Raw genomic sequence first — 6,723 nt, 5'->3', positions numbered from 1 at the left:
GCGCCCGCAGGCGGCCCCCGCCCCTCGCGGAGCCGTCCCGCCTTGCCGGGCGCCCCGCCCCTCGCGGCGTGTCCCCGCCTTGTCCGGCCCCTGTGCCGGCCGTCCCCGCCCGATGAGGGCCGACCCCCTCCGGTGCCGGACGTCCCCGCCCGGAGGAGGCCGGTGTCCCCGTTCCGCCGGGCGTCCGCAGGGGGTCCCGCGCACGGTCGCGAATCCCGCTCTGTCACTGCCCGCAAGTAGGGTGTGAGACATGGCAGACCCCTCCAGCTACCGCCCCAAGCCGGGTCAGATCCCCGACTCCCCGGGGGTCTACAAGTTCCGCGACGAGCACCGCCGGGTGATCTACGTCGGGAAGGCCAAGAACCTGCGCCAGCGCCTGGCCAACTACTTCCAGGACCTCGCGGGTCTCCACCCGCGCACCCGGACGATGGTCACCACGGCGGCCTCCGTGGAGTGGACCGTCGTCTCCACCGAGGTCGAGGCGCTGCAGCTGGAGTACACCTGGATCAAGGAGTTCGACCCCCGGTTCAACGTCAAGTACCGCGACGACAAGAGCTACCCCTACCTCGCCGTCACGCTCAACGAGGAGTTCCCGCGCGTCCAGGTCATGCGCGGCGCCAAGCGCAAGGGCGTGCGGTACTTCGGTCCGTACGGGCACGCCTGGGCGATCCGCGAGACGGTCGACCTGATGCTCCGGGTCTTCCCCGTCCGGACGTGCTCCGCCGGCGTGTTCAAGAACGCCGAGAGGACCGGCCGCCCCTGCCTCCTCGGCTACATCGGCAAGTGCTCCGCCCCGTGCGTGGGCCGGGTCACGCCCGACGAACACCGGGATCTCGCCGAGGACTTCTGCGACTTCATGGCCGGCCGCACGGGCACGTACATCCGTCGCCTGGAGCAGGAGATGACGCGGGCGGCCGAGGACATGGAATACGAGCGCGCGGCCCGTCTGCGCGACGACGCCGGGGCACTGAAACGGGCCATGGAGAAGAGCGCCGTCGTCCTCGCCGACGCGACCGACGCCGATCTGATCGCCGTCGCCGAGGACGAGCTCGAAGCCGCCGTCCAGATCTTCCACGTCCGCGGCGGAAGGATCCGCGGCCAGCGCGGCTGGGTCACCGACAAGGTCGAGGCGGTCGACACGGCGGGCCTGGTCGAACACGCGCTCCAGCAGCTGTACGGCGAGGAGTCGGGCGACTCCGTGCCCAAGGAGGTGCTGGTCCCGGCCCTCCCGGAGGACCCCGAGGCCGTCTCGCAGTGGCTCGCGGACCGCCGCGGCTCCCAGGTCAGCCTGCGCATCCCGCAGCGGGGCGACAAGAAGGACCTGATGGGCACGGTCCAGCGCAACGCCCAGCAGGCCCTCGGCCTGCACAAGACGAAGCGCGCCTCCGACCTCACGACCCGCTCCCGGGCGCTGGAGGAGATCGCCGAGGCGCTCGGTCTGGACACCGCCCCGCTGCGCGTCGAGTGCTTCGACATCTCGCACCTGCAGGGCGACGACGTCGTCGCGTCCATGGTGGTGTTCGAGGACGGGCTCGCACGCAAGAGCGAATACCGGCGCTTCCAGATCAAGGGCTTCGAGGGTCAGGACGACGTCCGGTCGATGCACGAGGTCATCGGCCGCCGCTTCAAGCGCTACCTGCAGGAGAAGGAGCGGACGGGCGAGTGGGACGAGACCCCGGCCCCCTCCGGACCCGTACCCGCCCCGGGAGGTCCGGGCCCCGCCCTGGGGGAGCCGGGCCCTGCTCCGGGAGGCCTCGTACCCACTCCGGCGGAGCCGGGCCCCGCTCCGGAAGCGCGCGAGGAGCCCCGGGAGGACGACGGGCGTCCCAAGCGCTTCGCCTACCCGCCCCAGCTCGTCGTCGTCGACGGCGGCCGGCCGCAGGTGGCCGCGGCGAAGCGGGCGCTGGACGAGCTGGGCATCGACGACATCGCCGTCTGCGGTCTGGCCAAGCGCCTCGAAGAGGTCTGGCTGCCGGACGACGACGACCCGGTGGTCCTGCCCCGCTCCAGCGAGGGCCTCTACCTCCTGCAGAGGATCCGGGACGAGGCCCACCGCTTCGCCATCACCTACCAGCGGGCCAAGCGCGCCAAGCGGATCCGCAGCAGCCCCCTGGACGCCGTCGCCGGGCTCGGCGACACCCGGAAGCAAGCGCTGATCAAGCACTTCGGCTCCGTCAAGAGGCTGCGGCAGGCGACAATCGATGAGATCTGCGAGGTCCCGGGGATAGGGCGCAGGACGGCGGAATCGGTGGCCGCCGCCTTCGCCACGGCCACCCCGGCCGCGCCCGCCGTGAACACGGCCACAGGAGAGATCATCGAAGAGGACGACGGGGGCAGCACGACATGACCGAACACGCGCACGAACGCCACGACGACCGCGGGAGCGCGGGCGAGCGCCACGAGGCCCCGGCCGAGGGCGACCCCACGCAGGACCACATGCAGGACCGCATCGAGCGAGCAGACCGAGCAGACGGAGCAGCACACGTGAGTACGGGCAGCGCCAAGGAGAAGGCCGAGGCCCCCGTGCCCGCCATCCCCGAACTGGTGATCATCTCCGGTATGTCGGGCGCGGGGCGCAGCACCGCCGCCAAGTGCCTGGAGGACCTGGGCTGGTTCGTCGTCGACAACCTGCCGCCCGCGCTGATCCCCACCATGGTGGAGCTCGGTGCCCGGTCCCAGGGCAACGTCGCCCGGATCGCCGTCGTTGTCGACGTGCGGGGCCGCCGCTTCTTCGACAACCTCCGCGAGTCCCTCGCGGACCTGGACGACAAGCACGTCACCCGCCGGATCGTCTTCCTGGAGTCCTCCGACGACGCACTCGTACGCCGCTTCGAGTCCGTCCGCCGCCCGCACCCCCTCCAGGGTGACGGCCGCATCGTCGACGGCATCGCGGCGGAGCGCGACCTGCTGCGTGAGCTGCGCGGCGACGCCGACCTGGTCATCGACACCTCCAGCCTCAACGTGCACGAACTGCGCGCCAAGATGGACGCCCAGTTCGCCGGCGACGAGGAGCCGGAGCTGCGGGCCACGGTGATGTCGTTCGGCTTCAAGTACGGCCTGCCCGTCGACGCCGACCTGGTCGTGGACTGCCGGTTCCTGCCCAACCCCCACTGGGTCCCCGAGCTGCGCCCGTTCACCGGCCTCAACGAGGAGGTGTCCGAGTACGTGTTCGAGCAGCCGGGCGCCAAGGAGTTCCTCAACCAGTACACGGAGCTGCTGCAGCTGATCGCGGCCGGTTACCGCCGTGAGGGCAAGCGCTACGTGACCATCGCGGTCGGCTGCACGGGAGGCAAGCACCGCTCCGTCGCCATGTCGGAGAAGCTGGCCGCCCGGCTCGCCACGGAAGGCATCGAGACCGTCCTCGTCCACCGGGACATGGGGCGCGAGTGACCAGTCGCAATCTGCGCCTGCGGCGGCTGAGCAGGGCCACGGCCGCCGTCTCCGGGCGCAAGCGCGGGACGCAGCCCAAGGTCGTCGCCCTCGGCGGCGGCATGGGCCTGTCCGCGTCGCTCACGGCGCTCCGCCGGATCACCGGCGATCTCACCGCCGTGGTCACCGTGGCCGACGACGGCGGCTCCAGCGGCCGGCTCCGCGAGGAGCTGGGCGTCCTGCCGCCCGGCGACCTGCGCAAGGCGCTCGCCGCCCTCTGCGGCGACGACGAATGGGGACGCACCTGGTCCCGCGTCATCCAGCACCGTTTCGAGTCCAAGGGCGACCTGCACGAGCACGCCGTGGGCAACCTGCTGATCGTCGCGCTCTGGGAGCAGCTCGGGGACCCGGTGCAGGCCCTCGACCTCGTCGGCAAGCTGCTCGGCGCGCACGGCAGGGTGCTGCCGATGTCCGCCGTGCCCCTGGAGCTCCAGGCACTCGTGCGGGGCCACCACCCGGAGCGTCCGGAGGAGGTGGTCACCGTGCGCGGTCAGGCGACGGTGGCCCTCACCCCCGGCGAGGTGCAGTCCGTGCACGTGGTCCCCGCCGCGCCGCCGGCGGTCCCCGAGGCGGTCGCCGCCGTGCTGGACGCCGACTGGGTGGTGCTCGGCCCCGGCTCCTGGTTCTCCTCGGTGATCCCGCACCTCCTGGTGCCCGAACTGCTGGAGGCGCTGACCGCCACGAGGGCCCGAAAGGTCCTCTCGCTGAACCTCGCGCCGCAGCCCGGCGAAACAGAAGGCTTCTCACCGCAGCGTCATTTGGAGGTTTTGGGACGACACGCCCCTAAACTCGCCATGGACGTGGTGCTGGCCGACGAGGCCGCCGTGCCCGACCGCGAGTCCCTCGCCGACGCCGCGAAGCGGCTCGGAGCCGCGGTCGAGCTGGCCCCTGTGGCCTCACCCGACGGCGTTCCGATTCATGATCCGGAGCTGTTGGCCGCCGCGTACGACCGTATTTTTCGGATGCATGGAAGGATCGGCCCATGGCGATGACGCCAGCGGTGAAGGACGAAATCTCTCGGCTTCCCGTGACCCGGACCTGCTGCAGAAAAGCAGAGGTCTCGGCGATTCTTCGGTTCGCGGGCGGGCTGCACCTGGTGAGCGGCCGGATTGTGATCGAGGCCGAGCTGGACACGGCGATGGCCGCGCGCCGGCTCAAGCGGGACATCCTGGAGATCTTCGGGCACGGCTCGGAGCTGATCGTGATGGCCCCCGGGGGGCTGCGGCGCGGCTCCCGCTACGTCGTACGCGTGGTGGCGGGCGGCGACCAGCTGGCCCGCCAGACCGGTCTGGTGGACGGGCGCGGCCGCCCCATCCGCGGCCTGCCCCCGCAGGTGGTCTCGGGGGCCACCTGCGACGCGGAGGCGGCCTGGCGGGGCGCGTTCCTGGCCCACGGTTCGCTGACCGAGCCCGGCCGCTCCTCCTCGCTCGAGGTCACCTGCCCCGGCCCGGAGGCCGCCCTCGCGCTGGTCGGCGCCGCCCGCCGGCTGTCCATCGCGGCCAAGGCCCGCGAGGTGCGCGGGGTGGACCGGGTCGTGGTCCGTGACGGTGACGCGATCGGCGCGCTGCTGACCCGGCTCGGCGCCCACGAGTCGGTGCTGGCCTGGGAGGAGCGCCGGATGCGGCGCGAGGTCCGCGCCACCGCGAACCGGCTGGCCAACTTCGACGACGCCAACCTCCGCCGCTCGGCCCGGGCCGCGGTCGCGGCGGGGGCCCGGGTGGGGCGCGCGCTGGAGATCCTGGGGGAGGAGGTCCCGGAGCACCTGGCGGCGGCCGGCCGGCTGCGCATGGAGCACAAGCAGGCATCCCTGGAGGAACTGGGGGCGCTCGCCGACCCGCCGCTGACCAAGGACGCCGTCGCCGGCCGGATCCGGCGCCTGCTGGCCATGGCCGACAAGCGGGCCCAGGACCTCGGTGTCCCGGGCACGGAGAGCACCCTCAGCGAGGAACTGGCCGACGGCCTCGTCGGCTGAGCGGCTCCACGCGCCGCGACCGCGGTCCCGGGGTCCGTACCCCTACTCGGGAGTACGGACCCCGCTGTCCGTTCCACGCCGCTCGATGTCACTCCCGGGCCTCGGGAGAGGTAGGGTCGGAGGCGGTCGGGGACATCCCATACAACTCGCCGGCGTCGAAAACCGGCGTACCTAACGAGGAGATCGGTTCGTGACGATCCGCGTAGGCATCAACGGCTTTGGCCGCATCGGTCGTAACTACTTCCGCGCGCTGCTGGAGCAGGGTGCGGACATCGAGATCGTGGCTGTCAACGACCTGGGTGACACTGCGACCACGGCCCACCTGCTGAAGTACGACACCATCCTGGGTCGTCTCAAGGGCGAGGTGAGCCACACCGCCGACACCATCACCGTCGACGGTCACACCATCAAGGTCCTTTCCGAGCGCAACCCGGCCGACATCCCCTGGGGTCAGCTGGGCGTCGACATCGTCATCGAGTCGACCGGCATCTTCACCAAGAAGGCAGACGCCGAGAAGCACATCGCGGGCGGCGCCAAGAAGGTCCTCATCTCGGCTCCGGCCAAGGACGAGGACATCACCATCGTGATGGGCGTCAACCAGGACAAGTACGACGCGGCCAACCACCACGTCATCTCCAACGCGTCCTGCACCACCAACTGTGTGGCGCCGATGGCCAAGGTCCTCGACGAGAACTTCGGCATCGTCAAGGGCCTGATGACCACGGTCCACGCGTACACGAACGACCAGCGGATCCTGGACTTCCCGCACTCGGACCTGCGCCGCGCCCGTGCCGCCGCCGAGAACATCATCCCGACGACGACCGGCGCCGCCAAGGCGACCGCCCTGGTCCTGCCGCAGCTCAAGGGCAAGCTCGACGGCATCGCGATGCGCGTGCCGGTCCCGACGGGCTCCGCGACCGACCTGGTCGTGACGCTCCAGCGCGAGGTCACCAAGGACGAGGTCAACGCCGCGTTCAAGAAGGCCTCCGACGACGGCGACCTCAAGGGCTTCCTGACGTACACCGAGGACCCGATCGTCTCCTCGGACATCGTCGGCGACCCGTCGTCCTGCACCTTCGACTCCTCCCTGACCATGGTCCAGGAGGGCAACTCGGTGAAGATCCTCGGCTGGTACGACAACGAGTGGGGTTACTCCAACCGCCTCGTCGACCTCACGGTCTTCGTCGGCGGCCAGCTCTGATCCTCGGATCGGCAGGCATCTCGATGTGAGCAAGGGGCTCGGACGGCGCAACCTTGCGCCGGACCATCCCCGTTCGGGGAAAAACGGGCAACAAGGGTTAACGCAACCAAATAAAAACGAG

The 6,723-nt window shown here is 71.0% G+C and carries 5 protein-coding genes; all 5 read left to right on the top strand.

The window, feature by feature from the left end; all coding sequences use genetic code 11:
* Positions 1–250: 250 nt before the first annotated feature.
* The 5 genes from uvrC to gap all read left to right on the top strand — a co-directional run bounded on the left by uvrC (position 251) and on the right by gap (position 6,602).
* Positions 251–2,347, top strand: coding sequence for an excinuclease ABC subunit UvrC (uvrC, locus tag ABZ371_RS27090; protein WP_358684254.1), 2,097 nt, complete (start codon positions 251–253; stop codon positions 2,345–2,347).
* Between the two features lie 89 nt (positions 2,348–2,436).
* The gene (gene rapZ / locus ABZ371_RS27085) at positions 2,437–3,390 is read left to right on the top strand and encodes an RNase adapter RapZ (protein ID WP_358684256.1); all 954 of its coding nucleotides are present in this window, start codon (positions 2,437–2,439) and stop codon (positions 3,388–3,390) included.
* Positions 3,387–4,421 carry a uridine diphosphate-N-acetylglucosamine-binding protein YvcK gene (gene yvcK / locus ABZ371_RS27080; RefSeq protein WP_358684252.1) on the top strand — a complete coding sequence of 345 codons (1,035 nt, stop codon included), beginning with the start codon at positions 3,387–3,389 and terminating at the stop codon, positions 4,419–4,421. The genes rapZ and yvcK overlap by 4 nt, the downstream gene beginning before the upstream one ends.
* Positions 4,412–5,401, top strand: a complete 990-nt coding sequence (whiA, locus tag ABZ371_RS27075) for a DNA-binding protein WhiA (protein ID WP_358684250.1) — start codon at positions 4,412–4,414, stop codon at positions 5,399–5,401. Before yvcK ends, whiA begins: the two co-directional genes overlap by 10 nt.
* Before the next feature lie 190 nt (positions 5,402–5,591).
* Positions 5,592–6,602: a type I glyceraldehyde-3-phosphate dehydrogenase gene (gap, locus tag ABZ371_RS27070; RefSeq protein ID WP_358684248.1), complete on the top strand. Its 1,011-nt coding sequence runs from the start codon at positions 5,592–5,594 to the stop codon at positions 6,600–6,602.
* Positions 6,603–6,723: the final 121 nt, after the last annotated feature.

This window comes from Streptomyces sp. NPDC005899 (assembly GCF_040629645.1).
Taxonomy (GTDB): domain Bacteria; phylum Actinomycetota; class Actinomycetes; order Streptomycetales; family Streptomycetaceae; genus Streptomyces.
Note: the sequence above shows the minus strand (reverse complement) of the source record. Positions and strands in the feature narration are given on the sequence as shown.

Bases quoted from the DNA above. Each gene is read 5' to 3' on its own strand.
- uvrC (WP_358684254.1), top strand. From the start codon at position 251: ATGGCAGACCCCTCCAGCTACCGCCCCAAGCCGGGTCAGATCCCCGAC.
- rapZ (WP_358684256.1), top strand. From the start codon at position 2,437: ATGCAGGACCGCATCGAGCGAGCAGACCGAGCAGACGGAGCAGCACAC.
- whiA (WP_358684250.1), top strand. From the start codon at position 4,412: ATGGCGATGACGCCAGCGGTGAAGGACGAAATCTCTCGGCTTCCCGTG.